Raw genomic sequence first — 25,537 nt, 5'->3', positions numbered from 1 at the left:
ATCTCGTTTCATTACCAAAAGTATTTACTGAGTATCTCATAATACGCAACAAGATTAATCCTTGATCAATGAAAAAATCATCGCTTTAGGGCGATTATTTCTTATTAAGCTTGTGGTAGAATCCCTGCTCGAATTCTAATAGACAGCAAGAACACGCGAATCATGACAGCTTCTTCACTCAACTCTCGAGAAAAACGCGCCGCAGTATCACTGGCCAGCGTGTTTGCATTTCGTATGCTTGGCTTATTTATGCTGATGCCCGTATTGGCTATTTATGGCCAAGAGCTTTCAGGTTTTTCACCGCTATGGATAGGTATCGCGATTGGTGCTTATGGTTTAACGCAAGCTATATTACAAATACCTATGGGCTGGCTGTCTGATAAAATAGGCCGTAAAAAAGTGATAATTGCTGGCCTAAGTGTGTTTGCGTTAGGCTCAGTAATCGCCGCCACTGCAGACTCAATGCAAATGGTTACGTTAGGGCGGGCCTTACAAGGTATGGGGGCAATAGCAAGCTCTCTATTGGCATTTGCCTCTGATTTAAGTCGAGATGAACAAAGACCAAAAGTAATGGCTGTCATAGGTATGAGTATCGGTATGAGCTTTGCTTTTGCTATGCTACTTGGGCCAATGGTCGCTGCTTCTTGGGGGGTTGCCGGTATATTTTGGTTAACAGCTGTACTGGCTATATTAGGTATGTTTATCGTGCTATTTTTAGTACCAAAAGCAGTTAATAAGGCTCCTCGTGGTGATACGCTAGCAAGCTTTAGTGACATAAAAAAATTGGTGAAACACCCGCAATTAGCACGTTTAGATATCGGAGTTATGTTGCTGCACCTAACGCTTACAACTATTTTTGTCGCTTTACCAGGGCAGCTTATTGCTAAAGGTTTGGCTGCAGAAGCACATTGGCAAGTGTATATTCCGGTATTAATATTGGCCTTTTTACTGATGGCACCAGTGATGATCATTGCTATTCGTAAAGAAAAAGAAAAGCAGGCTTTTTTAGGCTCTGTTGCTATATTGGTACTAAGCATGGTGGCACTTGCAGCAGGTGTTAATTCGGTTGTAGGTATGGCGCTGTGTATGCTCGCTTACTTTGTTGCTTTTAACTTTTTGGAAGCCACTATGCCAGCACTGGTATCGCGTTTAGCACCGGCTAACCAAAAAGGGTCAGCAATGGGCGTATTTTCGTCAGGACAATTTTTTGGTGCATTTTTAGGTGGTATTTTAGGGGGTTACGTTGCGCAATCGACAAGCCCGCAAGCAGTGTTTGCCGCAGCTGCACTTGTTGGGGTAATATGGCTTATCCTTGCTTGGCAAATGCAAGTCCCGCCTAGAAGTAAAATGATTAGCTTAATGACAGAATTAAGTTCAGAGCAGCAAGCACAAGTGCTTGCCTCTAAATTAGTTGCTTTATCAGGTGTATTAGAAGCAACTGTAGTGTGCGAAGAGAATCGCAGCTATTTAAAGATTAACGATAAAGAATTTGACCTAGACCAAGCCCGTAAAGTGGCTGGTTTAAGCTAACGTAAATAGGAGAAAGGTCCATGGCACGCGGTGTTAATAAAGTAATCTTGGTTGGTAATTTAGGTCAAGATCCAGAAGTACGTTATATGCCTAATGGTAATGGTGTAGCAAACATTACTTTAGCTACTTCAGATAGCTACAAAGATAAAAACACCGGCCAAATGGTCGATAAAACTGAATGGCATCGCGTGGTGTTTTTTGGCAAGTTAGCTGAAATCGTGGGTGAATACTGCCGTAAAGGTTCGCAAATTTACGTTGAAGGTAAACTACAAACACGTAAATGGACTGATCAACAAGGCCAAGAAAAATACACCACAGAAATCGTTGTAGATGGCTTTACTGGTCAAATGCAAATGCTAGGTGCCCGTGGTGGCGACCAACAAGGTGGTGGTTACCAAGGCGGCCAACAACAGTCGCAAAGCCAAGGTGGTCAATCACAAGGCGGTTATAGTCAACAGCAAAGCGCACCACAACAAGGTGGCGGTTACGGTCAACAGCAAAGTGCACCGCAACAAAGTAGTGGTTACGGCCAACAGCAAAGTGCGCCACAGCAAGCTCCAGCGGCACGCCAGCAACCAGCAGCTACACCTCAGCAAAATAATCAATATCAATCAGGTGGCGGTTATAACCAGCAACAAAGCAGCAATACACCACAGCAAGGTGGGTTTGCTCCTAAACCGCAAAATGCACCACAAGGCGGCGCATCAAACCCAATGGAACCACCTATTGATTTTGATGACGACATCCCCTTTTAATTCAAGACAAAAATAAAATTTTTTAATTTTTATTGAACGAAAAAAACCTCGCTAGCGAGGTTTTTTTTGTTGCTAGGTTTATTTTAGCATTGCGAGTTTACGGGGTTACACAGGTATTCGCTATTTTGCGGTAAAGTTACTTTATAGTCAGTACCATACGGATTACCGGCTTTATAAAAGTCAGTTGAAATGATTTGTGCACCACTGCTAAAGGCTGCTTTGGCACGGCTCATATCATTAACTTTAGCTTCATAGGTTTCAATATCTGCCCGTGTCCGGACTAAATAACCTTGCTTAACATAGCGCTGAATATCCTGTTGCCGTACGTTAGCGTTATCAACTAATAAGAAAGCAGCGTGCTGTTGTCCAGGTGTCGATCGTAAAAAAGCAACTCGCTGTTCAAGGTTTGGTGTGCCGTCTAAATAATGGCTTAAATCAGATGTATCACCTGCAGCAATCATCATAAATACGAACTTTCCTTTACTGCTGGCCAGGCTTGGCCAATTATTAGCTAACACGGCTTGTTCTAAAGTGCCATAGTTTCCACGTACGTCATCAGGTGTAATTAGTTTCTCTCGACCGAATATAGCTAAAATAGTGTTATCCATTTCAGCGTAGGCAGATTGTTCAAAAGGGAGTACTTTTGCAGCTCCAGGTAATGCATCCATGGCTGCGCGGCCTTTTGCTTCCAGCATAATAAAAATTGGCGTGTGATCTGGGTTTTGCCCAGACCAGTCAGCCAGTTCTTGTAAGCAACGTTTAAATAAGTTGCAGTTCGATCTAAAATCAAGATCTGCCACATGTAGCACTTTTAAGCCTGGTTTTTCTAAATCAGTTTTGTCGTGAGCCAATAGGGTAGACTCTGGTATGCCTTTGCTTTTGAGTAACTCATAGCCGGCAGGCGTTAAAAATTTTCCACCTTCGGGATCGCGATAAATATCGATTTCTAATGATCTTACACCGTGTTGAAGCTGATCTGTCAGCGATCCAAAGCTGTAATTTAAACCTTCAGCAAAGCCAATTGGATTGGGATGTTCCTCTTTAAATTGCTGATACTGCTCCTTTGTCATGTTATCCATAAAGGTGGCTTTTTTGGCTTCGACTGCTTTATCAAAAATACCCAGTAACTTAGGCTCTACAAACTGTGAGTAACTGTTATGTGTGCCTAATACTTGAATTTGATTAATTTTTAATGCGCTGCTGGTACTGGTATTTTCATCAATAGTTGTCGCGCAGCTCACTGCCAGCATACATGCAGGCAGTGGTAAGTAATATTTTTTCATCTGAGTTTTACTCACACTTTGCGTTTACCGGGTTACATAGATAATCAACGCCTTCAGGTAGAGTCACTTTATAACTCGTTCCATAAGGGTTACCAGGCTTGTAAAAATCAGTTGAAATGACCTGGGCACCGCTTTTGAATGCGGCCTTAGCACGGCTCATGTCATTGACTTTTGCTTCGTAAGTTTCGATATCAGAGCGGGTACGTACAAGGTAACCTTGTTTTACATAGCGTTGAATTTCTTGTTGGCGTACGACGGCATTGTCCATAAGGATAAAAGCAGAGTGCTTTTGTCCTGGGCTCGAACGTAAAAATGCCATTCGACCTTCAAGGTTTGGTCGACCATCAACATAATGAGTAAGATCAGAGGTGTCACCAGCAGCAATCAGTAAAAAGGCAAATTTACCTCTACTATCAGCAAGTTTTGGCCAGTTATGTGCTTTAACTGCTTGTTCTAATGTCGGGTATTGAGCACGAATATCATCAGGTGTTATGACATTTTCACGGCCGATAATGGTTTTAATACTTTCGTCCATTTCTGCATAAGCGGATTTTTCAAAGGGGAGTACTTGTGTTGCTCCAGGAAGCATTTCCATTATAGAGCGACCTTTTGCTTCAAGCATGACAAAAATTGGCGCATGTGTTGGATTTAGCTTCGACCAATCCGCAAGCTCCTTTAAGCAGGTGGTGAATAAGTTACAGTTTGAGCGAAAATCTAAATCAGCGGCATGTAACACTTTCAGACCTGGTTTTTCTAAGTCTGTTTTATCATGTGGTAGCAGTGATGATTCAGGCAAACCTTTGCTCTTTAATAGTTCATAACCTGCGGGCTTTAAGAATCGTCCACCTTCAGGATCACGGAAAATATCAATTGCAACCGAGCGAACACCAGCTTCAAGTTGCTCAGTCAGTGAGTCGTAAGAATAATTTAATGCATCAGTAAAGCGCATTGAGTTTGGGTGTTCTTCTTCAAACTTTTTCAACTGCTCGGGAGTGAGGTTTTTCACAAACTCAGATTTTTTTTCTTCTATTACGTTATCAAATATTGCTAAAAGCTTAGGCTCTACAAATTGAGAGTAACTATTGTGAGTACCAACAACTTGAATTTGATTTATTTTTAATGTGTTTTCAACAGTATTATTTGCTATTGCCGACGAAGCTGTAAGCGCTAATGCTGCTAATGTAATTGAATTAAGTTTCATTGTTTTATCCTTAATATTAATTAAAAGTCCATACGAAAACGGACGCCGTAGAAGCGTGGGTTAGCACGAATAGCTGTAGTTGAACCAAACAACTTACCGGCGTTACCTATGTCACGGTTCCACTCTTTATCTAATGCGTTTTCTACATAGAGCTCGACTTTGTAACCAGCGCTATAGTTTTCAAACCCTAGGTTTAAATCGAGTAGGCCGAAGGCTTCTTGGCGCTCAGTTTCTAAGTTGTCATTATTAAAGAAATAATCAGAGCGATATGAATAACGAGTATTGGCAAAGACCTCCCAGTTACTACCCATATCTTGGCGAGCATCTAAGCCAATGCTGAAGGTATTTTGTGGCGCAAGGCGAAATTGATTTCCAGATAAGTCAACTTGCTCTCCATCTAAGGTATCGACAAAGTTAACGTATTCCGTGTCTATGTAAGAGTAATTAACAAAGCCTTCTAACCATTCAGTTAAGGTTGCACTTACTACGCCTTCAAAACCCCATGCTTTGGCTTTACCAGCGTTAGCTGTCCCTTCGGTAATATCTAAACTCATGGTCTGGAAGTCTTCATATTCGTATGTATAAAGTGCCATATCGAAGTAGATATTCTTCGTTTGGCCTTTAGCACCGACTTCATAAGAGATTAGAGTTTCATTACCGACAGTACTGGTTGTGTGATCGACTGTCGTAGGGGTTGGGTTGGTGATGTTTATATCAGGGTAACCAGAGCGTTTACCGATAGACATTCCACCATACACGTTCATGGTATCGTTTAAGTGGTAAGTCAGAGCAAAACGTGGGGAAAACATATCGAAGTCAGCTTCTGTAGTATAGGTTTCACCAAAAGAGTTACCGCCAAACACGCCATTAGGCATAACGAATGATGGCGTGCCATCTAAAGTATATGGATTAGCTGATTCAGATAATTTGGCAGTATCCCATGTGTAACGAATACCCGCATCTAGTACTAAGTCATGTGTAATTGAATAGTTTAAATTAGCAAATATTGAACGGCTATCACGGTCATTACCAATGATGCTACTTGAGACATTCCCAGTGTTTAATGGGACCGATACGTTGGGAGCAACTGGCAATGCCGGTAATGGAGTCGTGTTTGCCGGAAAGCCACCTAATAAGTATTGTTCGTTTACAACAAAGTCAGTACCTGAGTCTGATTTATCACTATAAAAACTGCCGCCAAATGTATAGGTTGCATTGTCAGTATTATAAGCAAAACGTATTTCTTGGCTAAAAGCTTCTTGGTTGTCAAAGGCAAGGACATGATAAGCATCGTAGGTTGTACCATCTACATCAAAGGAGTTTTGAAACCAAAGTTGGCGATAACCCGTTAGTGAAGATACCGTCCAATTTTCGTTTAAATCCCAATCAGCTAATAACGTATAGCCAGATTGTCGTCTAGCTTGCTCGCGGTCATAGGTATTTTGGCCTGCATCAGAAAACGGTGAAGTATCTCCGCCCGGTGATGCAAGTACAATCGATTTAGTCATGGCATCGCCATCACTGTCGTTTTGGTAATCAAAAATAAAGTCAATATTAACGTCGTCATGTGGTAACCAGCGTAACGACATACGCCCTGCAAACATATCATCGTCGTTAAGCTTGTTGTCTGGATCGCCAAGGTTGTACGCATAGCCATCACGTGTGCGCTTACTTGCCGCAACGCGAATGCCAAATTCATCACTAACAGCAGCATTGTACGCGCCAGTTAGGCTGGTTAAGTTGTAATTGCCTAATTTAGCTTCTAAAAAACCGCCTGATTCAACGGTATTTGCTTTTTTTGTATGAATCGCAATAGCACCCGTTGATGCACCACGACCAAATAAAGTACCTTGTGGGCCTTTCACAATTTCAATACGTTCAATGTCATACAGTTCTTTTGTTGCGCTGCGAGAACGTGAAGAATCAATACCGTTGTAAAAAATGGAAATAGTGGGTTCTGCAGCGGCGCCCGCGTTTGCAGCTTCAACACCGCGGATAATAAAGCTTGGTGAGCTATCCGTTTGTTGTTGAGCTAAAAAACCTGGTGTTAAGGAAGATACACGCTCAAGGTCAGTGATATCCATTTTATCTAGGTTTTCACCACTGAAAGCGGTAAGTGCAATCGGCACCTCTGTTATTAGTTGCTCTTGTTGTTGAGCTGTTACAACTATTTGCTCAAGTTCTTTATTATCTGCGCGAGCTACTTTATCTGTCTGAGCATAACTGGGGGATGCAAGTAATGCAGTGATTGCCAGTGCGAGTTTAGAACGTTTGGTGTGGCTAATTATGTTGATTTTGGTTTTCATTTTGTTACTCCTCAGTAATCGATGGGGGTCATACTCAGGGGTAAAGATTGCAGTTCTGTTAAATGGAGATTGATAATTTAATTATAGATATCTATAACATTTAAGTTGTTGTTTGTATTTGTTAAATTTATTTATGTGATAGTGATTTTTTGGCTGTCTATTGCTAAACGATAACTAAAACGGCTCGTTTTAAGGTCTCTTTTACTGCTAAAAAGATAGGTTTCTGCATGGGTTTCGCCAAGCAGGTTAATTAATTCGTCTTTTATTCGATTACGGTTTTGATCGAGCTTTTTCGGGGTTAAACCATTTTCTAATAAATCATTGATGGCTCGAGTACTGCCACCATACTCACTCATTAATCTAGCTAACTCTTCGCCAAGCTGGCGATCAGGCTTAGTGCTAGCAGGGTTGAGTAGCCAGCCTTGATGTTGGTTGTGAAGTCGCTTTGACGCATACCAGTAATAATAAAAAAATGGCGTAATTGGGAGCTTTATTTTCATGCCATGGACCAATATAACTTTTTCAGTAAGGTCAAAAATTAAATTAGCGTCATGCTTAGCTATGACTACAGTATCATCAAGGTTAGCGCTTTGTGAGTATGCAATATCAAGCCAAACAAGTTGCTCGCTGTCTAAGAGTCTAAAACTTTTATGTTTAATACAATTAAGCACGTCACTTATTTGCCATTGCTTTGATGTAATATGTGTCTCTAGCCATTGATATTGGGGAGCGGAGAGATAATCGATAAATTTATTAAATTCCACTTGTTGGGACCTGCTCAGTGTATTTGATGTTTGCAGCTGCCATTGTTGTTGCCTATGGCTATAGGGAGTTGGCCAAAACGAAAAAGCGAGCAAGCTTAAAGTGCTGCAAAGTATAAAATAGATAAACCAGTTTAATAAATCATAGTGGCAATCTAGTTCGAATAACAATTGGTGTTGCAGCGACCCTTCTTTCCATGTGACTTTGATAGCGCTAATTGAAGATATGGGTAATTCTTTGTTCACTTTCCAGTCAAGAATATGCATTGAACAGGATTTTATAATTGGCAATAGTGATTCAGTTTCAATGCGTTGGTATTTGGTTTCTAATTGCTCGGTTAAAAAAGGAAAAATATTTGTATCATTAAAGCCAGATTCTAAAGATTGGTTGATGATAGTACTTAAATTGTTTTTAGCGAATTGTTCAAAGCTAAGTTGTAAAGACACGCGAGGGAGTACGGTCGTTAAGGCTAAAATAAGGCTTAGTAAACTTATTATAAAAGCGGGATGTTGAGTGATTTTAACTAATTTAGCATTCATAAGTGCTTTGTAACTTAAGATTGTTTTTTGTGGCAAACAAAGGCTCATATACACTGAACATTTCTATAAACTCACAAATTAACTCTTTATTATCTAAGCTTTTTTGTGATGCGTACCAGTCCAAACCTTTTATTCTCCAAACTTTTTTGGAGTGATTAATTTTAATATCGGGTGTAGGGCTTAAATTGGTCAGTAACTGTTTATCCCACATTATTAAATCTACATCTCCATTTATAAAACCCTGCTGAAGTGAACCAGGAGTGGGAAAGTACTTTAATTGTGATGGCTGCAGCGTGATATTTGCATTTGCCAAAGACCTTAATGGTGTTAAGTAGCTAAAGTGACTATTTGTATTATTAGTAACCCCTATCGTTTTATTGGCAAAAAACTCCTGAGTCATTACCGGCTCTTTACCCTTATGCCACCAAACAATTCTAAACCCTGATACACTCAATATAGGCTGATAAAAACTATCCACTTCATCAGAAAGGCCTTTTAGGTAATGATGGCGACTAAAAACAAAGTTATATTCTTGATTTATAAGTAGCTGTGCAGTGAGCTGTTCTGATGAAGGCCAAGAAATTTCAACTTTTGCTATACCTGATTTGTGGATTTTGTCTGATTGACAAAGCTGATCAGCAAATTGAATCGAAAAGTTCGACATTACATTTCTTATTTTTAAAGTGCTCCCAGCTGCCGCATTGTGAACATTACACGTGTATGTATATAGATTTTGCGGTAAAGAAGGGGTTGTTGAATGCCATGATAAAGCACCTAGCGCCCCACTAAATATTATAATGAGTAATGTGCCTACAGCGCGGTTCCCCCAAGGAGTATAAATAAAATTCATTTTTGTCAGTTTTTTGCCTCTATAGACAACAAATTACGTCAAATATATTACAGCTGTATGACTGCTCAGGTTACCAATTGAGGATGATAAAATGTTTTTGTTCCGTAAGTTATTAATAAATATATTTTATCTTTATGTTTGAACTTCGCCTCATCGCTGTTGGAGCGATATGAGCAAGTGAATCAAATTAGTGGTTAAATCTTAGAGTGGCTCTATGGTGAAGGTATAGAGCAATATGGCCTGGTAAGTTCTGAATCATCATTTGATTTACAACTGATTAGCATTTAGTCTTATAAAACTGCATTAATTATGAATCATGAGAAACATGAAAGCGCATAGCCTATTTTTACTTTTTGTTTTTCAATTGATGAGTTTTACTTTAAATGCCCAACCTGTAGCAAAAGTTACCAATGTTTTATTTATAAATTCGACAAATCAAAATATGCCTTGGCATAAAAGCGTTGAGTCGGGGCTAAATAAAGCGTTATCAAAGCGTACCTTCGATTATGAGCTGTTTGTAGAAAATCTTGATGTTGGACGTTTTGATGAAGTAAGCCAAAAGCAGTTAATGAGCGACTATCTCAAGACAAAATATAAGAATAAACAGATAGATATTATTGTCACTCAATCACCTTCAGCTGCCGCACTGCTTGCTCAATTAAGTGATTTTTTTATCAATGTCCCTAGGATTTATGTAGAGCCCGGCGTACAGTTTACGCCTCCTGAAAATAGTCGGGATGCCGTATTACAAACTAAATTAGATTATAAACAAGCAACCGCAAGCGCTGTTAATTTAATGAAGCCAAAAAAGTTGATTGTTATTTTAGATACAAAAAGTGAAATGGGGGTGAATTTTTATCAAGGCATTTTTTCAGTTATCAATCATGATTTTCCCCATTTAGATGTGGAGCAGTGGTTTGATCTTTCTGTCGTAGAACTAATGGCTAAAGTAAAAACTGCACCGGCAGATTCTATTATATTGTTTACCCCTGTTTTTAGAGATTTTAAAAATAAATCACTGAGCCCTTACCAGTTAGTGAAGTTGTTAGTACAACAAAGTACGGCGCCTGTTTTTAGTTATTGGCAGGTTTTATTAGGTTCAGGTGTGGTAGGGGGCTATGTTTTATCAGGAGAAAAAATAGGTGAACGTGTTGCTGAATCGATAGTGTCTTATGGTAAAAACAATGCATTAAATACGATTAGTGATGAAGGTTTAAGTGTTTATGCTTATGACTGGCGACAGCTTAAAAAATATAATATTGCTAGTCAAAGTTTGCCCGCACAGTCAGTGATTGCTTATTATGAGCCGACCTATTTTGAACAGAACAAAATGCTAATTTATAGTACGGCCATTATCATCTTTGTTTTAAGTGCACTATTAGCCTTTGTATTATTGTTAAACCGTCGTCGCATTCAACTTGTACAAGCACTTGATGAGGAAAAACAGCAGTTAGAGTTTCGTGTAACACAGCGCACTCAAGAGTTGCTTCAGGCTAAAGAGCAGGCGGAACAACTGGCTAATTCTAAGTCTGAATTTTTAGCTAATATGAGCCATGAGATCAGAACACCAATGAACGGCGTGATCGGCTTAACTAATATTTTATTAGCTAAAGGTTTACCTGAAGAATATATGCATTATCTGGAAAAAATTAAGTATTCCTCAGATCAACTCCTCGTCGTGATCAATGATATTTTGGATTTTTCAAAAATTGAGTCAGGAAATATCAAACTCGAACAGCGGCCATTTTCAGTCAATAGCATTGTTAGTTATATAAATACAACCTTTGAAAATCGGGCGCATAGCAAAGGTATTACATTTAATATTGCAGTTGCAAAAGGCTTACAGCTTAATTTAGCCGGTGATGTAGTGCGTATAAATCAAGTGCTGATCAACTTGTGTTCTAATGCAATTAAATTTACCGCTCAAGGTGGCGTTCGGCTGTTAATCGAGTCAGTAGTGGATCCACTCGATAGAAAAACGATTACTTTGCATTTTACAGTTCAAGATTCAGGTATTGGCATCGATGAGCAAAACCTATCCAAGTTATTTCAATCATTTACGCAAGCAGACAGTTCCACCACCCGTAAATATGGTGGCACGGGGTTAGGTTTAGCGATCAGTAAACGGTTATGTCAATCAATGGCAGGCGATATATCTGTTTCAAGCAGCAAAGGTGTAGGCAGTGAATTTATCGCAACCATGAAGGTAAAAGTAAATGAGCAGGCATTGATTGATGACAGCCAGCAACTAGCCCTCTTGGAGCCGTTTGATATATTAATTATTGATGAAAATGAAGCTGATCTTAAATTAATAAAAACTCAGCTCAGTGCGATGGGATTACGCTGCACTCCATGCCATGTTGTTTCGGATGCGTTTGATCTTATTAAGCAAAACAAGTTTAAGGTGATAGTGGTTGAATCTGAAATGACCGCAATAAGTAGCGAAACATTCTTTTCGCGAATTTATAACATCAACCCGTTGCTTTGTAATAAGCTAATTGTACTTACCGCGAACAAACACGGGTCAATAGACGATATCGCCGAAAGAATAAATATTAAAACCGTTTTATATAAACCAGTATTGAGCAGTGTTTTATATCAAGCTATTCGTAGTCGAGTCTCATCTTTATCTGCTAGTCATTCAGTGCAGCGGGTAACAGAAAAGCCGCTCCAGGGTATAAAAATATTAGTAGTGGAAGATAATGCTATTAATAGAATTATCGTCACCGACATATTGCAAACAAGTGGGGCGCAGGTTCATTTAGTTGAAAATGGCGTTGAATGTATTGCAGCGTTAAAGTTATCGCTGTTCGACCTTATTTTGATGGATATTCATATGCCTGAAATGGATGGGGTAGAAGCGAGTAAAATTATCCGTAATGATAGTGATAAAGTGATCGCAAATATTCCAATCATCGCTTTAACAGCCAATGTTATGCAAGATGACATTGCCAATTACTTATCTATTGGGATGAACGCACATGTAGCTAAGCCCATCAAAGCACAAACACTGCGTGAAACAATATTGCATTGTTTAAACTAACTCAGCCCACATTTTATCTGGTAATAACTCCGCTAATTACCCTCAACTCGTAACAAGAATACAAATAGAATTTGACTTAAAAGCTCTTGTATGTGAAATTATGTATATTTGTTTTTTCATATGTATTTAAAGGTTAGCGCTAATGACAGCAAAAATTGCATTACCCAATCTAGAGCAAAGCCAATGCCATGTACCAACAAGTGGTGATTTTAAATTGAATTTTTCTGCACATAAGCCAAAAATTCTATTGTTATACGGCTCCTTAAGAGAGCGCTCATACAGTAAGTTGGTTATTGAAGAAAGCGCACGATTATTAACGCATTTTGGCGCTGAAGTGAAAATCTTTGACCCACAAGGTTTACCGCAAACTGACAGTGAAGATGAGTCTCATCCGAAAGTACAAGAGTTACGTGATCTAATGCTATGGTCTGAAGGGCAAGTGTGGTGCTCGCCAGAACGACATGGCGCCATGACCAGTGTATTTAAAAACCAAATTGATTGGGTGCCACTGAATTTAGGGGGCGTGAGGCCTACACAAGGTAAAACCTTGGCTGTGATGCAAGTTTGTGGTGGCTCTCAGTCTTTTAATGTCGTGAATCAATTACGGGTTCTAGGCCGTTGGATGCGTATGGTGACTATTCCTAACCAGTCATCTGTAGCAAAAGCTTACTTAGAGTTTGACGAAGATGGCCGTATGAAACCGTCCGCTTTTTATAATCGCATTGTGGATGTGATGGAAGAGCTAATTAAATTTACTTTGCTATTACGCGATCAAAAAGACTACTTTGTTGATAGGTATTCGGAACGAGTTGAATCAGCAGAGCAAGTGAGTGAACGTGTAAATCAACGTTCTATTTAATCATTTAAATTGAGCAGGAGTTGAGCATGGTAGTTATTCATCATAATCCGGACTGCGGAACTTCACGCAATGTTTTACAGTTAATAAAAGCGGCAGGGTATGACCCTGTTGTGATTGAGTATTTAAAGTCAGGTTGGACCAAACCACAACTCCTTGCCTTATTTGCTGCGGCAGGTTTAACCCCGAAAACAGCGCTTAGAGTGACTAAATCACCAGCGAAAGAGTTAGGGTTACTCAGTGAAGAGGTGACGGATGAGCAAATACTAGCGGCTATGCTTGAACATCCCATTTTGGTTAATCGGCCAATCGTTTGTACTGCTAAAGGGGTTAAGTTATCGCGCCCGAGTGAGGCCGTTTTAACACTCTTAGATAGCTGGCCAGCAGGAGAGTTTTATAAAGAAGATGGGGAAATGATTTTGGATAAAAACGGCAGGTTAGTAAAATCTTTATAGACTTTATAGTGATGAAATGAAAATTTATTACGGCTTAGGTATTTCAAAATGCAATGTTTTTGCTGACTATCGTTATCGGTAACATTTAAAGTAGGCGCTAAGCCTTGTGTTTATGGGGATCTTCGACAACACTTTGTATATATCAAATAACCTTGTGTGAGCTATGACAGCAAAAGTAAAGAATGTGCACATGCATATGCTTAGTGCTTACATTGGTGTTTGTTTGTTGGTACTTGGTGTATTTAATTTACTATTAAGTGAAGTATTGCATAAAAAAGTGCATGTGATCGGTACTGAGATTGCGCAACAGGTTTACGAGCTAAACTTAAATTTAATTGCCGATAAGGAGGTCATAGCAGCCTTAGCCAAAGCGCGTGGTTTTATGCTGGAGCCACATAGTTTACCGGCTCATTTCCCCGCTTTTACACATTTAGAAAGCGAAATATTTAACTACCAAACTGTCAGCTTACAGTTGTATCACTGGCCATCTTGGGTGGTTGAAAGTTATTTATTTATATTATTAAATTTAGTGGTTATTGGCGCAGCAGTGTGGGGCTATCGTTGGTGGGCTTTGCTCATAAAGCGCTACGAAAAAGAAGCGTTTAAAGCACCTGAGAAACTTGCAACATACCACTCTTTGCTTGCTCCGAGTCCGCAGCAAAAAGCTGACTCAAATAATAAAGCGATAACACATAAGCCCATAAAACAAGATGCGATGACAAAGTTGTATTGCCTGCATCAAAACAACCATTGCTTTTTTGCTCTGTTTTATTGGTCGTATCCATTTCCTGAGAGTATCGACTTAGAAAGTCATTTTAAACTTGTTATAACAAAGGGGTTTACTGAATTACCTGGGGTATCAATAAGGTTACTCATTTCCGGGGGCGTCGCCATTACCTTACAAGGAGTGCCTCAAACCCAGCTCGATAAATACACGCATAAGCTGCATCAAATCATTTATCAGGCTTCTTTAGTGTATCGTGGTGACTTGTCTCGTAAAGATATTAAGATAGGCATTTGTAACTATCGCACGGGCGCAGATCAAGCTATCGTTTATCAATTAACTAAATCGGCCCTAGAGCAAGCAAAGCAAAGTCCTTGGCAGCATGTGCACCGAGCTCCCTTTAATCATACCTATGCAGAAGTATTAAAAAATACAGAAGAGGAACTGCCCGAATACATTAGCAAGAAAAAGTTTATCTTGTTTTTTCAGCCCTTGTTCGAGCTAGATTCCGGAGAGATATTACAGCACGAAGCGCTTATTCGCATTCGCCACAAATCGCTAGGCTTGTTATCGGCAAAGCAATTTATTCCACACCTAAAAACTAATAACCAACTAATGCAGTTGGATATTGCTGTTATTGAACATGTAATCGCGTTGCTAAAAAGCGAACCGAGTTCTTTAATTGTGAGTATCAATTTGCATGCTTTTAATTGGTTCAATGCAAGCTTTTGGCAGTGGTTCGAAGAAAAAGTGGGAGGATTCAAGGCTGCAGATAAACTACAGTTTGAAATATCTGCGGAAGACTTTTATGCTCAGCAAGATAAACTGGCTCCAGCAATAAAGCAGATAAAAGCAGTGCATGGTTCTGTATTAGTCGATAATGTATTGAATGTTGATAAACTGGCTTTTCTATCGGAATTTAAATTAGTAAAAGGGATCAAGCTAGGTTACGAAGTTATCCACGGAATTGATAAATCTTTAAAGCAGCAAAAGATAGTTCGCCACATTATCATGAAAAGCAATCACTTAAATTTACCCGTTTATGGTGTTGGGGTGGAAACTCAGCAAGAGTTGCAAGTATTACAAAAACTAGGTGTGACTGCTGCGCAGGGCTTTTATTTTACCGAGCCACTACAAGAGTTTACACAAGTGACATCTTAGCGTTAAATAAGCTGCCGATAGCGTAATCCTGCTAAACCTTGGAGTCCTCCGGTGTGAATTGCAGTAATTTTACTCCCCGCGGGAAAGTGATCAGCCTTAATTAACTGCCATAATGCAAACATCATTTTACCGGAATAAATCGGCTCTAATGGTAGCTGATGCTGTTGTTGCATGGTTTGGCAAAATTGCCATAATTGGGCATCAAACTTTCCATAGCCGCCACCATGGTAGTCGCATAATAACTGCCAGTTAGTTTGCTTATTAGCGCGTGAGCTCAGCGCTTTAATTTCGTTTTTAAGGTAATCAGCTTGTTTTAATACCGCGATCCCAATTACGTGAGTTGAAGGCTTTACCCCTTCAATTAGCCCCGCTATTGTACCGCCACTGCCTGTTGGACAAATAATATAATCAGACTCAGGTAAAGATTGGGCAAGCTCTTTACAGCCTTGTAAAGCAGCAAGGTTTGTTCCACCCTCTGGTAATAAATATGCGTTTGGAAATTGTTGTTTCAGCTGCGCTAAATATGCTTGTTCATGGCGGTGGCGATACTCAATACGCGTTACCGGATAAAGTTGCATATTACACTGCTTGGCAAATTTTATAGTCGGATTGTTTAAATCTAGTTCTGGGCCACGAATAATCCCGTGAGTTTTGAAATTAAAGTGTTTACCCGCTGCTGCACAAGCATGTATATGGTTTGAAAAAGCACCGCCGAACGTTAATAGTTCAGTTTTGCCCTGTGTTTGCATCGCAGTTAAATTATATTTCAGTTTGCGCCATTTATTACCACTAATGAGTGGGTGTAGCAGATCATCGCGCTTTATGCATAATGAAATATTTCTTTTTTTTAACTCCAAGCTATCTATTTGTTGTACCAGACTATTTTCATCAATAGTGAGCAGATTATGCATAAGGGTACCTTTTTTCTAAAGTGAAAACTTGCGGGCTAGTAAAAATATACGATACTTAAAAAATCGATAGTCAATATAAGTAGCTATATGAAAAAGAAGATTTTTTCATTGTTTCCTTGGCTGCAACAAGGGCTTGATCCAAATTGTGTAATAGGGATAGCTACATATGCAAAAACAGTTAATGCGATAAGTTTAAAGCGTAGCCAAGGGCATTGGCAAATTGATAAAACCCACAGTGTTGCAGTTACAGAGCAAAGAGATTATACAAAAGCAATTGCGGCTTGTACAAACGAAGTTAGTAAACTTTGCTGTACTATTAATCTAGTCATTCCTCATTATTACTATCAAATAGTGCAAATGGAAAAGCCTAATCTGACAGATGACGAAATTGTCCAGTCGTTACCATGGACAAGTAAAGACTTAGTCAATATTGCACCAGAAAATATCATTGCAGACTTTATTGATTATCCCATTTCATTACCAATGCAAGTCGCTAAAATGAATGTGTTTATTACCGATAAAACGCAGATCCAGCCGTTCATTAACAGCTTTGCAGATACCAACGCCGTTTTACGCTCCATGACCTCTGAAGAAATGGTGTTGCTGACCTTATTTGGTAAAGATAAAGATGCGCATATGTTGGTTGTGCAACATATTGAGCATGAGCCACGAATATTAATAATTTGCGATGGAAAATTAGTATTAGTAAGGCGCTTAAATGGTTTTATAGGCATCACCGAAAAAGATCAAAATAGTGCGTTTATTGATACATTAGCGCTTGAAATTCAACGCTCTATGGACTTTTTTGAAAGTCAGCTTAAGCAGCCACCCATACGCAGTATTCAATTGCAGTGCGATAATTTATCTTCTTTAACCCTTAGAGCTGAGCTTGCTGAGTTATTGCAAATAAAGGTTGTGGATTTTAAACCTAATTTAGCTTTGTCTGAGGAGGTTGATAGCCAGTTTTATTATGCTTTAGGGGCTGCGATGTCAATGGCTGAAAGTAGAGAGCCTAGCGATGAAAAATAGAATTAATTTTTATCAAAAATCGCTGCGGCCTCGGCGTGACTTAATGCCGTTACAAAGTGTTGTAGCGTTGTGGGTCATTGCCATAGCTATTATCGCTATCAGTTGGAGTGGCTTTGCTTTGTCATTGCATTTTAAGCAGCAAGAACTGCAGCAAACTGAAACAACTTTGAATGAAATTGAGCATCAGCTGCAAGCGGTAAAATCTAAATTAGACGCAAAGCAAAATAAAGATAAGTTTGTTCAGCAATTAAAAAATATCGAGCAAGAAATCGCGCATAAACAGCAGGTATATGGCTATTTAGCGGCTACTCAAACTTTATCAAGCATGGATTATAGCCAAGTAATGATTGATTTAGCCCGTTACCACGTGCCGAATATTTGGTTAACACGGGTGTCATTTGCTGAGCAAAAAGTAACGTTACAAGGCCTAGCCAATCAATCCGGTCAGCTACCCATTTGGCTAAGTAACTTAAAACAATCTAGCTATTTTTCGGGCAAGGAGTTTTCGGTTTTAGAATTTGCCGATAAAGATGGCGTAAGTGAGTTTAATGTGGCGACTGAGGTTGCTGTCACTAAGGGGCAGCCATGAAACCAAAACAGTCATCACGTAATTGGCCACTTTGGGTAAAGTATCAGGCTCGTTTCGCGGCACTACAAATCAGAGAAAAGCTGGCTATTTTATTTGCCGGGTTATTTATCATTTTATATCTAGGTTATTTATTTATTGTCGAGCCTGTACAAATTCAAGCAAAGAAGCAGGGGGACGCCAATACTAAAATCCTGCAAAAAATAGCGCAAAATAAAACGCAATTAGCGATGTTAGAGCAGGCCTTGAGTAACGATTACACCAAAGAGTTACGTTCACAAATAGCGCAGGCAAACAAAGAGCTTGCCACCACGAATGAAAACCTAACTAAATTTAGTAAAGGGTTTGTTAGCGCTGAGCGGGTTCCTAACATGCTAAAGCAGCTGCTCAAAAGCAGTAGTGAAGTTAAAGTGATTAGCTTTAAGGCGCTTGAACCTAAAGCCATTGATGTTAGCAAAGTAGGCGAAAATGAAGCTAAAACGCTGTTTTTTGAACATCGAATGGTGCTGACTCTAGAGGGGCAATATTTTAATTTGCAGCGATACTTAGCGTCGCTAAAACAAAGCCGAGAAAAGCTTTTAGTTCAACGCTTTGATTATCAAGTTCAGAGTTACCCCAAGGCACAATTAGTAATACAAATAGCAACGGTGAGCGCCAATGAAAAATTTATTGCTCTTTAGTTTGGTTGGATTGCTACTGGGCTCAGCACAGGCAATTGCAGAGCAGCTAGTTGATCCCACCAAACCGCAAAACGTGATAGTGGGCAACCAAGCTCACTACCAAAAAAGTGAGCTCAAACTGCAATCAATAATTAAAAGGTCGGGTAGCTACAAAGCGATTATTTCAGGGCAGCTCTATGGCATAGGTGAGCAGTTAAATGGCTACAAAGTGCTAACCATCAGTTCTAAAAATGTTGTGTTAGCGAATGACAATAAGCAAATAAAATTAGATTTATATGATTATGAAATTAAAAATTAAATTACCTAGTCAACTGACTATTTTATTGCTATTACCAATTTATCTTGGTGGTTGCCATAGTTTTGCGCCAGGTAAAGAGATTAAACCTCACATCGAGCAAGAGCTAACAGCCAAACCTGAACAGCAAACGCCAGTAGCCCCACTAACTGTCCCTGACGAAGTTACGCAGAGTTTGCTGTCGTCTCTTGATAGTGAGCAAAGTTTAAACTCAGAGTTAGCTATTAAACGCTTTGAAGTGGCTGCAAATGAAGTTGAAGTGCGTGCTTTTTTTACCGGCCTAACAGATGATACGCCTTACAATGTGGCTATTCATCCTGAGGTTGCTGGCACAATCAGCCTTACATTAAAAAATGTCACTTTTGATGAGGTGATCAGTGTTATCAAGCGCATGTACCCACTTGATATTGTACATGAAGGCCGCGTAGTTCAAGTATTACCTGCCAAGATGCGCACAGAAACGATACCAGTTAATTATTTGATGATGAAGCGCAGTGGTCAGTCAACTGTCAGTGTGGTTGCTGGTGGTGTTAGCCAAATGGCGGATAACAATAATTCAAATCAAAATACTAGCTCAAATAACTACAGTAATAATAATCAGCAAGACAATGAGTTTGGCAATAATCAAAATATAGAGCTCAATGGGTCTCGCATCCAAACCACTAATAGTAATGACTTTTGGAAAGACTTAGAGCTGGCTTTAAAATCGTTAATTGGCACTGGTGATGGCCGTTATGTTATTGCTAGTCCACAAGCAAGTTTAGTGACAGTTAACGCCTTACCCAGTGAAATAATGCAATTAAAAGACTTTTTGCGCCAAACGCAAGAAAACTTACAACGACAAGTTATTTTAGAGGCAAAAATTGTCGAGGTAACACTGAAAGATGAATATCAACAAGGGGTGAATTGGAACGAAATCGCAGGCTCAATTGGCAGTACAAGTTTATCCTTTGCCACCACTGCAGCTGGGCAAATTAGTAATAGTATTACCGCAGCATTAGGAGGCGTATCAAACCTTGTCATTAATAATGCTGACTTTACCGGTGTGATTAGTTTATTAGAAACCCAAGGTGACGTGCAGATGCTCTCTAATCCACGGGTAACGGCAACCAATAATCAAAAAGCGGTCATTAAAGTTGGCCAAGACGAATACTTTGTTACCAACGTTTCAAGTACTACGGTGACGGGAAATGCGACCACCACCACCCCAGAGATTGACTTAACTCCTTTCTTTTCCGGTATTGCACTTGATGTGACTCCTCAAATAGACAAGTACGGCTCAGTGATTTTGCATGTTCACCCCTCAGTCACTCAAACTGAAGAGCAACAAAAGGTAATTACCCTTAATAATGATGAATTTATTTTACCACTAGCGCAAAGCAATATTCGCGAGTCCGACACCGTCATTCGCGCGCAAAGTGGAGAGATTGTTGTGATTGGTGGCTTGATGCAAACGATTACCACAGACGAGGAATCTAAAACGCCCGTCTTAGGTGACATTCCACTGTTTGGTAATTTATTTAAAAGTGTCAGTAAACGCCAAGAAAAGAAAGAGCTCGTAATATTATTAAAACCGACCGTAGTAATGCCAGATACGTGGAAAAAGCAACAAACACGTAGCCGCGAGTTACTTAATACCTGGTATGAGAATTAGTTATGTACTTAAGCTTTTTTAACTTAAGTGAAATGCCTTTCACCTTAACCCCAAATACCGAGTTTTTTTGTGCTCTGGCGCCACATAATGAAGCTATGCAAGTGCTTATGACCGCACTTGAAATGGGGGAAGGTTTTATTAAGGTGACAGGTGAAGTGGGCACAGGAAAAACATTATTGTGCCGTAAATTACTAAATCAAATTGAGCACGATTATACCTTAGCTTATTTACCCAACTCATATCTAAGTCCAGATGAGCTGCGCTGGGCCCTTGCGGTAGAGCTAGGTATGGAAGTTGATAAACAGCTAGATCAGCAAGCCTTGAGTCAATTAATTAATCATCACTTATTAGCGTTACAAAAAGAAGGTAAAAAGGTCGTTTTATTGATAGATGAAGCGCAGAGCCTAAGTTGGGATGCCCTTGAAGCGTTGCGGCTATTTACCAATATTGAAACTGAAAGTGAAAAGCTGATTCAAGTAATTTTATTTGGTCAGCCTGAACTTGATGAAAAACTAGCACATACACGAGTTCGTCAATTACGTCAGCGTATTAGCTTTTCTTACCAGTTAAGGCCAATGACTACTGGCGAAGTAATTTATTATATTAACCATCGTTTACAGGTTGCTGGTTTTAAAGGTGCGCCACTATTTACTAAGCAATTAGGTTTAAAAATAGCGCGAGCAAGCCGTGGTATTCCTCGCCTAGTAAATATCTTATGCCATAAAACTTTATTACAAGCCTATGGTGAAGGGCTGACTGAAGTGAATAGTCGTCATATCAACCTTGCGGTAAAAGACACCGAAGATTGCACCGTTAATAGTTATATTAATGGTTGGAACATTGCTGTATTTAGCATTTCGGCTATTGCCATTGTGATGATTTGGCTTGGGAGGCAGTGGCTATGAGTGTCATTAATTCTATGCTTAAAAACATTGAACAACGCCAGCCTAATTCTGCGATTAATGATCAAGGTACAGTTGTTGTCGAGCCAGTTTATGATTCGCATGGAGCTATTAAAAAGGTAGTGACAGTCGCAGTGGCTTTACTCGTGGTTGTATTGAGTTATATTTATTTACCTTCAACGAGTGAGAAAGTTACACCCCCCGTAAGTACAGCAACCCAAGTGAATAAACAGCATCAGCTTGAAGCGATACACGACCCTGCTGTGCTAGTTAATGAAAATATACAGAAGCAGTCTGATATTGTAGCGCCGCCAGTCGCTCAATTTGCACCCACACTCTCAGAGCCTGAGCTTGAAGGTAAGAACGAAGTAAAGCCTGAGGTAAAGGAGTCTTTTAAAGCTGAAAAAGTCACACTTACAGCTGCAACGGTTCAACCCCAAAAAACGGTAGCGGCTAAGCAGCAAAGTACTATTGAAGTTAAAAAAGTGACTCAACCACGTACTGAGCAGCAGCAAATAGCGGATTTATTACGCCAAGCTAAACAAGCACTCGAATTTGGTTTGTATCAAGAGGGAATAAATGATTTAACACAAATTCTTAGTCGCGATAAAGGCAATATAGCAGCGCGAAGCTTATTAGCAGCAACGTACTTTCAGCAACAAGATATTTTATCGGCGCAGAGTATTTTAGAGCATGGCATTGCGTTTGACTCGCAAGTACTTGAGTGGCGAGTATTACTGAGTAAGATTTATATTACTCGTAAGCAATATGCGGTAGTACAACAATTATTAAGTGATGAGTTTGATAGCCAAGGTGATGCACAATATTGGGCTCTAAAAGGTACTGCAGCTCAACAATTGGGGGACCATACTCGTGCATTAACTTGTTTTGAGCAGTTAACACAGCTACAGCCTCAGCAAGGCAAATGGTGGTTGGCAATGGCTACCTCTAAAGATGCCCAAGGTGATTACTTATCAGCTAAGCGCTATTACCAAGCAGCAATTGATGTGGGGAACCTGAACTTTGCAGTATTAAAGCATGCGGAGCAGCGTTTGCAGGCTTTAGGAGGTGTGTCATGAGACCAAGTTTACGCCTCAGGTTAGGTGACTTGTTAGTTGAAGAGCAGATGATCACAGAAGCGCAATTGAGTGAGGCGCTTAATGTACAGGCGGCGACAGGGCGTAAGCTTGGTGCAACCTTAATTGCACTAGAGTTTATTAGTGAACCACAGTTGCTTCGGTTTTTAGCGCAACAATTGAAAGTGCCTTTTTTAGATATTTCACAACGTAAGATCTCGCCAGAAGTATCTAAACTGCTTTCTGAAGCAATGGCACGGCGCTATAGAGCACTTGTAATAGAAGATAATGGTGATTCTGTATTGGTTGGGATGAGTGATCCTGCAGATTTAAGAGGACTCGATCAGCTAGCACCAATCTTAGCACCAAAACGCATTGATTTAGCCGTGGTGCAAGAAAGCCAAATCATGGCTGCCTTCGATAATGTGTATAGAAGAACTGAAGAAATTACCAGTTTTGCTGAGCAGTTGCATGAAGAGTACGAAGATGTTGAAGAGTTTGATTTAAACTCATTAGGCGATGAATCCTCAGATGCCACCGTTGTAAAACTACTACAGTCGATCTTTGAAGATGCAGTTCAAGTTAGAGCATCAGATATTCACATTGAGCCTGATGAAGGCATGTTACGAATTCGTCAACGGGTTGATGGTGTATTACAAGAGCACATTCTTAACCAGGTAAAAATAGCTTCTGCGTTAGTGCTGCGTCTTAAGTTAATGTCTGGCTTAGATATTTCTGAAAAGCGTTTACCGCAAGATGGCCGCTTTAATATTAAAGTGCATACCCATAGCATAGATGTACGTTTGTCTACCATGCCGGTGCAGTATGGTGAGTCGGTAGTAATGCGGCTATTAGATCAATCTGCAGGGTTATTATCATTGGATGAAACGGGTATGCCAGCGACGTTGTTAAAGCGTTTTCGCGCAATATTAAAACGCCCTCATGGCATGATCTTAGTTACAGGTCCTACTGGTTCAGGTAAAACCACGACCTTATATGGTGCATTGAGTGAATTAAACCAACCTGAAAATAAAATCATAACTGTTGAAGATCCTGTGGAATATCGCATTGGCCGCATAAACCAAGTGCAAATTAAAAATAAAATTGGGCTTAGTTTTGCCAGTATTTTAAGAACAGCGTTACGTCAAGACCCTGACATCTTAATGGTCGGTGAAATGCGTGACAAAGAAACTGTTGATATAGGTTTAAGAGGTGCTTTAACTGGGCATTTAGTGCTTTCAACGCTACATACTAATGATGCAATAACCAGTGCTATGCGACTTATTGATATGGGAGCCCCAGCTTACCTTGTAGCTAGTTCATTAAGAGCCATTATCGCGCAGCGATTAGTTAGGCGAGTGTGTCAAAACTGCAAGCAGACTTATCAGCCAGATGCGCAAGAAGCGAGTTGGTTAAAGTATCTAAATGTTGATGTTGCAGATACCGAATTTTTCTATGGTAAGGGGTGCACCGCGTGTTACCACTCTGGTTATAAGGGCCGAGTCGGTGTTTTTGAGTTACTCGAGATGGATGAAGCCATGATGGAATGTCTTCGTCAAAATGATACGCAAAGCTTCGCACAGGCCGCGAGAAATAACCCTTATTTTGCGCCATTATCTAGCATGGCTTTAGCGTATGCCAAACAAGGGATCACAACTTTAGATGAAGTATTTAAAGTTGCTGAATATATTCCCGAAATGATTGGAGGTGATGATGCACCTTTATAACTATCAAGCGAAAGATCAAAAGGGCGTATTAATTAAAGGGCAGCTAGAGGCCTCCAGCCAAGCTGGCGTTGCCGATAGTTTATTAAAGCGCCAGTTTACGCCGATTTCGATTACACAGATTGACCGAGAAAATGACATTAACTTACCGTTAGGGCAGCTATTTAAAGAGAAAATAGGCCTTGACGATATGATTATGTTTTCACGGCAAATGTACTCTTTGCTCAAGGCTGGTATACCGATCATTCGTGCCATGGTTGGACTTGCAGACACCACGCAAAATAAAGAATTTAAGTTGGTTCTTACTGAAATTATTAAACAGTTAGAGCAAGGTAGAGACCTATCCAGTGCTATGACTATGCATAATAAAGTGTTCAGTCGATTAACTATCGCTATGGTTTTGGTCGGCGAAGGCTCAGGACGTTTAGAAGAAGCTTTTCATCAACTCGCTAGCTATTTTGAAAAAGAGCAGGAAACCCGTAAACGTATAAAAGCAGCAATGCGTTACCCCACCTTTGTGATTGCGGCATTACTGGTTGCTATGGTGATATTAAATATATTTGTGATCCCTGTATTCGCCAGCATGTTTGCAAAATTTGATGCTGAGTTACCTTTGATGACTCAAATTTTAGTAGCAACAAGTTACTTCTTCGTTAATTACTGGTGGCTTTTGCTACTGATAATTATTGCGAGCGTAATAATGTGCCGGCGCTACTTAGCAACAGAAGCGGGTTTATATAATTGGGATCGCTATAAGTTAAAAATCCCCATTGTTGGCCATATTATCCATCGCTCGCTACTTGCACGCTATAGCCAAAGTTTAGCTATGGTATTGCGCTCTGGTGTACCTATGACTACAGGACTGTCCTTAACAGCAAAAGCGGTTGATAACAGTTATATGGAGCGAGCAATTTTAAATATTCGGCAAGATATAGAAAAAGGTGACAGTTTATTAAGAGCTTCTAAAAGCAGTGATCTATTCTCGCAGCTGGTGTTGCAAATGGTGGCGGTGGGTGAAGAAACGGGCCGAGTTGATGAGCTTTTGCAAGAAGCAGCAGATTATTATGAGCGTGAAGTTGATTATGATTTGCGTAGCCTCACAGCCAAGATTGAACCGATTTTAACCGTGATAGTGGCTGTCATGGTGCTTATTTTGGCATTGGGTATTTTTATGCCGATGTGGAACATGATGTCAGCAATTAAAGGTGGTTAGCA

Annotated in this window: 21 protein-coding genes; 15 read left to right on the top strand and 6 right to left on the bottom strand. The window is 39.9% G+C overall.

Annotated elements, in window-relative coordinates:
- Nucleotides 1-162 precede the first annotated feature (162 nt).
- Together NQT69_RS14300 and ssb are read left to right on the top strand one after the other, a co-directional pair.
- On the top strand, nt 163-1,530 hold the full coding sequence (locus NQT69_RS14300) for an MFS transporter (RefSeq protein ID WP_256828375.1): 1,368 nt from the start codon (nt 163-165) through the stop codon (nt 1,528-1,530).
- Nucleotides 1,531-1,550: 20 nt separating this feature from the next.
- Nucleotides 1,551-2,285, top strand: coding sequence for a single-stranded DNA-binding protein (gene ssb, locus NQT69_RS14295; RefSeq protein WP_256828374.1), 735 nt, complete (start codon nt 1,551-1,553; stop codon nt 2,283-2,285).
- Between the two features lie 83 nt (nt 2,286-2,368).
- On the opposite strand, the gene NQT69_RS14290 is transcribed toward ssb, so the two are convergent.
- The 5 genes from NQT69_RS14290 to NQT69_RS14270 all read right to left on the bottom strand — a co-directional run bounded on the left by NQT69_RS14290 (nt 2,369) and on the right by NQT69_RS14270 (nt 9,040).
- Nucleotides 2,369-3,568 (bottom strand): Ca2+-dependent phosphoinositide-specific phospholipase C, encoded by a 1,200-nt coding sequence (locus NQT69_RS14290; protein WP_256828373.1) that lies wholly within the window; start codon nt 3,566-3,568, stop codon nt 2,369-2,371.
- A 7-nt stretch (nt 3,569-3,575) separates the two neighbouring features.
- Nucleotides 3,576-4,769, bottom strand: coding sequence for a Ca2+-dependent phosphoinositide-specific phospholipase C (locus tag NQT69_RS14285; protein ID WP_256828372.1), 1,194 nt, complete (start codon nt 4,767-4,769; stop codon nt 3,576-3,578).
- A 20-nt stretch (nt 4,770-4,789) separates the two neighbouring features.
- On the bottom strand, nt 4,790-7,075 hold the full coding sequence (locus tag NQT69_RS14280; protein WP_256828371.1) for a TonB-dependent receptor: 2,286 nt from the start codon (nt 7,073-7,075) through the stop codon (nt 4,790-4,792).
- Between the two features lie 131 nt (nt 7,076-7,206).
- Complete coding sequence (locus tag NQT69_RS14275) at nt 7,207-8,376, bottom strand: hypothetical protein (protein WP_256828370.1); 1,170 nt, start codon at nt 8,374-8,376, stop codon at nt 7,207-7,209.
- Nucleotides 8,366-9,040 (bottom strand): hypothetical protein, encoded by a 675-nt coding sequence (locus NQT69_RS14270; RefSeq protein WP_256828369.1) that lies wholly within the window; start codon nt 9,038-9,040, stop codon nt 8,366-8,368. Before NQT69_RS14270 ends, NQT69_RS14275 begins: the two co-directional genes overlap by 11 nt.
- A 511-nt stretch (nt 9,041-9,551) precedes the next feature.
- Here NQT69_RS14270 and NQT69_RS14265 point away from each other — a divergent pair.
- From NQT69_RS14265 to NQT69_RS14250, 4 genes are all read left to right on the top strand, one after another.
- On the top strand, nt 9,552-12,269 hold the full coding sequence (locus NQT69_RS14265; RefSeq protein WP_256828368.1) for a response regulator: 2,718 nt from the start codon (nt 9,552-9,554) through the stop codon (nt 12,267-12,269).
- 142 nt (nt 12,270-12,411) lie between these two features.
- Entirely contained in the window at nt 12,412-13,128 is a 717-nt protein-coding gene (arsH, locus tag NQT69_RS14260) for an arsenical resistance protein ArsH (protein ID WP_256828367.1), read from the top strand.
- Nucleotides 13,129-13,154: 26 nt separating this feature from the next.
- Complete coding sequence (gene arsC / locus NQT69_RS14255) at nt 13,155-13,580, top strand: arsenate reductase (glutaredoxin) (protein ID WP_256828366.1); 426 nt, start codon at nt 13,155-13,157, stop codon at nt 13,578-13,580.
- Between the two features lie 163 nt (nt 13,581-13,743).
- Nucleotides 13,744-15,465 (top strand): EAL domain-containing protein, encoded by a 1,722-nt coding sequence (locus NQT69_RS14250; protein WP_256828365.1) that lies wholly within the window; start codon nt 13,744-13,746, stop codon nt 15,463-15,465.
- Nucleotides 15,466-15,467: 2 nt separating this feature from the next.
- Here NQT69_RS14250 and NQT69_RS14245 read toward each other — a convergent pair whose 3' ends face one another.
- Nucleotides 15,468-16,376: a 1-aminocyclopropane-1-carboxylate deaminase/D-cysteine desulfhydrase gene (locus tag NQT69_RS14245; RefSeq protein WP_256828364.1), complete on the bottom strand. Its 909-nt coding sequence runs from the start codon at nt 16,374-16,376 to the stop codon at nt 15,468-15,470.
- A gap of 87 nt (nt 16,377-16,463) precedes the next feature.
- On the opposite strand from NQT69_RS14245, the gene NQT69_RS14240 reads away from it, so the two are divergent.
- Genes NQT69_RS14240 through NQT69_RS14200 form a run of 9 tightly spaced genes read left to right on the top strand, consistent with a single transcriptional unit; the run spans nt 16,464 to nt 25,535 of the window.
- Complete coding sequence (locus NQT69_RS14240) at nt 16,464-17,405, top strand: MSHA biogenesis protein MshI (RefSeq protein ID WP_256828363.1); 942 nt, start codon at nt 16,464-16,466, stop codon at nt 17,403-17,405.
- Nucleotides 17,406-17,448: 43 nt separating this feature from the next.
- Nucleotides 17,449-17,994, top strand: a complete 546-nt coding sequence (locus NQT69_RS14235) for a PilN domain-containing protein (protein ID WP_256828362.1) — start codon at nt 17,449-17,451, stop codon at nt 17,992-17,994.
- The gene (locus NQT69_RS14230) at nt 17,991-18,671 is read left to right on the top strand and encodes an agglutinin biogenesis protein MshJ (protein ID WP_256828361.1); all 681 of its coding nucleotides are present in this window, start codon (nt 17,991-17,993) and stop codon (nt 18,669-18,671) included. Before NQT69_RS14235 ends, NQT69_RS14230 begins: the two co-directional genes overlap by 4 nt.
- Nucleotides 18,649-18,969, top strand: a complete 321-nt coding sequence (locus tag NQT69_RS14225) for an agglutinin biogenesis protein MshK (RefSeq protein WP_256828360.1) — start codon at nt 18,649-18,651, stop codon at nt 18,967-18,969. The genes NQT69_RS14230 and NQT69_RS14225 overlap by 23 nt, the downstream gene beginning before the upstream one ends.
- Nucleotides 18,953-20,620 carry a pilus (MSHA type) biogenesis protein MshL gene (gene mshL, locus NQT69_RS14220; RefSeq protein ID WP_256828359.1) on the top strand — a complete coding sequence of 556 codons (1,668 nt, stop codon included), beginning with the start codon at nt 18,953-18,955 and terminating at the stop codon, nt 20,618-20,620. The genes NQT69_RS14225 and mshL overlap by 17 nt, the downstream gene beginning before the upstream one ends.
- 2 nt (nt 20,621-20,622) lie before the next feature.
- Nucleotides 20,623-21,525, top strand: a complete 903-nt coding sequence (locus NQT69_RS14215; protein WP_256828358.1) for an ExeA family protein — start codon at nt 20,623-20,625, stop codon at nt 21,523-21,525.
- Nucleotides 21,522-22,601 carry a tetratricopeptide repeat protein gene (locus NQT69_RS14210; protein WP_256828357.1) on the top strand — a complete coding sequence of 360 codons (1,080 nt, stop codon included), beginning with the start codon at nt 21,522-21,524 and terminating at the stop codon, nt 22,599-22,601. Before NQT69_RS14215 ends, NQT69_RS14210 begins: the two co-directional genes overlap by 4 nt.
- Complete coding sequence (locus NQT69_RS14205; protein WP_256828356.1) at nt 22,598-24,325, top strand: GspE/PulE family protein; 1,728 nt, start codon at nt 22,598-22,600, stop codon at nt 24,323-24,325. The genes NQT69_RS14210 and NQT69_RS14205 overlap by 4 nt, the downstream gene beginning before the upstream one ends.
- Entirely contained in the window at nt 24,312-25,535 is a 1,224-nt protein-coding gene (locus NQT69_RS14200; RefSeq protein WP_256828355.1) for a type II secretion system F family protein, read from the top strand. The genes NQT69_RS14205 and NQT69_RS14200 overlap by 14 nt, the downstream gene beginning before the upstream one ends.
- Nucleotides 25,536-25,537 lie beyond the last annotated feature (2 nt).

The organism is Pseudoalteromonas shioyasakiensis (assembly GCF_024518675.1).
Lineage (GTDB): Bacteria > Pseudomonadota > Gammaproteobacteria > Enterobacterales > Alteromonadaceae > Pseudoalteromonas > Pseudoalteromonas shioyasakiensis_B.
This window is presented reverse-complemented; position numbering and strand designations above follow the sequence as displayed.

Coding starts and splice junctions, on each gene's coding strand:
- NQT69_RS14300 (WP_256828375.1), top strand. CDS start 163: ATGACAGCTTCTTCACTCAACTCTCGAGAAAAACGCGCCGCAGTATCA.
- ssb (WP_256828374.1), top strand. CDS start 1,551: ATGGCACGCGGTGTTAATAAAGTAATCTTGGTTGGTAATTTAGGTCAA.
- NQT69_RS14290 (WP_256828373.1), bottom strand. CDS start 3,568: ATGAAAAAATATTACTTACCACTGCCTGCATGTATGCTGGCAGTGAGC.
- NQT69_RS14285 (WP_256828372.1), bottom strand. CDS start 4,769: ATGAAACTTAATTCAATTACATTAGCAGCATTAGCGCTTACAGCTTCG.
- NQT69_RS14280 (WP_256828371.1), bottom strand. CDS start 7,075: ATGAAAACCAAAATCAACATAATTAGCCACACCAAACGTTCTAAACTC.
- NQT69_RS14275 (WP_256828370.1), bottom strand. CDS start 8,376: ATGAATGCTAAATTAGTTAAAATCACTCAACATCCCGCTTTTATAATA.
- NQT69_RS14270 (WP_256828369.1), bottom strand. CDS start 9,040: ATGTCGAACTTTTCGATTCAATTTGCTGATCAGCTTTGTCAATCAGAC.
- NQT69_RS14265 (WP_256828368.1), top strand. CDS start 9,552: ATGAAAGCGCATAGCCTATTTTTACTTTTTGTTTTTCAATTGATGAGT.
- arsH (WP_256828367.1), top strand. CDS start 12,412: ATGACAGCAAAAATTGCATTACCCAATCTAGAGCAAAGCCAATGCCAT.
- arsC (WP_256828366.1), top strand. CDS start 13,155: ATGGTAGTTATTCATCATAATCCGGACTGCGGAACTTCACGCAATGTT.
- NQT69_RS14250 (WP_256828365.1), top strand. CDS start 13,744: ATGACAGCAAAAGTAAAGAATGTGCACATGCATATGCTTAGTGCTTAC.
- NQT69_RS14245 (WP_256828364.1), bottom strand. CDS start 16,376: ATGCATAATCTGCTCACTATTGATGAAAATAGTCTGGTACAACAAATA.
- NQT69_RS14240 (WP_256828363.1), top strand. CDS start 16,464: ATGAAAAAGAAGATTTTTTCATTGTTTCCTTGGCTGCAACAAGGGCTT.
- NQT69_RS14235 (WP_256828362.1), top strand. CDS start 17,449: ATGCCGTTACAAAGTGTTGTAGCGTTGTGGGTCATTGCCATAGCTATT.
- NQT69_RS14230 (WP_256828361.1), top strand. CDS start 17,991: ATGAAACCAAAACAGTCATCACGTAATTGGCCACTTTGGGTAAAGTAT.
- NQT69_RS14225 (WP_256828360.1), top strand. CDS start 18,649: ATGAAAAATTTATTGCTCTTTAGTTTGGTTGGATTGCTACTGGGCTCA.
- mshL (WP_256828359.1), top strand. CDS start 18,953: ATGAAATTAAAAATTAAATTACCTAGTCAACTGACTATTTTATTGCTA.
- NQT69_RS14215 (WP_256828358.1), top strand. CDS start 20,623: ATGTACTTAAGCTTTTTTAACTTAAGTGAAATGCCTTTCACCTTAACC.
- NQT69_RS14210 (WP_256828357.1), top strand. CDS start 21,522: ATGAGTGTCATTAATTCTATGCTTAAAAACATTGAACAACGCCAGCCT.
- NQT69_RS14205 (WP_256828356.1), top strand. CDS start 22,598: ATGAGACCAAGTTTACGCCTCAGGTTAGGTGACTTGTTAGTTGAAGAG.
- NQT69_RS14200 (WP_256828355.1), top strand. CDS start 24,312: ATGCACCTTTATAACTATCAAGCGAAAGATCAAAAGGGCGTATTAATT.